The following is a 583-nucleotide window of genomic DNA, read 5'->3' on the forward strand; positions in this document are numbered from 1 at the left end:
TCGGTGGATTCGCAGCGGCGTGTGGCGACCCTGTGCGTGCGCGCCGGCGTCAAGGCGATGGTTCTGCCTGCGCTCACGGTCCTCACACAAGGTCAGGCATTCCTCTCCCGCGTTCGTCAGATCGACCTGGAAGACTTGCTCGGCCGCGAGCCGGTGAAGATCGACATGCCGCACGTTGAAGCGTTGCTGCACGGGCGCGTGGTGATGGTGACGGGCGCAGGCGGCTCGATCGGCTCGGAGTTGTGCAGGCAAATCCTGCGCTTCTCGCCAGCGCAACTGGTGGCCTACGACCTGAGCGAATACGCGATGTATCTGCTCATCGAAGAACTGCATGAGCGCTTTCCGGATCTGTCGGTGATCCCGGTGATCGGCGATGCCAAGGATTCGCTGCTGCTCGATCAGACCATGTCGCGCTTCGCGCCGCACATCGTGTTTCACGCGGCAGCGTACAAGCACGTACCGTTGATGGAAGAACAGAACGCGTGGGCGGCGGTGCGCAACAACGTGCTGGGCACGTTGCGCGTGGCGCGCGCGGCGATCCGGCATCAGGTAAGTCACTTCGTGCTGATCTCCACCGATAAAG

At 62.8% G+C, this 583-nt stretch carries 1 protein-coding gene; it reads left to right on the forward strand.

Annotation, left to right across the window (positions count from 1 at the left end; all coding sequences use genetic code 11):
- The coding region (locus tag EOS_RS16005; protein WP_047847645.1) for a polysaccharide biosynthesis protein at window positions 1-583 on the forward strand (583 nt) is incomplete at both ends.

Origin of the sequence: Caballeronia mineralivorans PML1(12) (assembly GCF_001028175.1) — a bacterium.
GTDB classification, from domain to species: domain Bacteria; phylum Pseudomonadota; class Gammaproteobacteria; order Burkholderiales; family Burkholderiaceae; genus Caballeronia; species Caballeronia mineralivorans.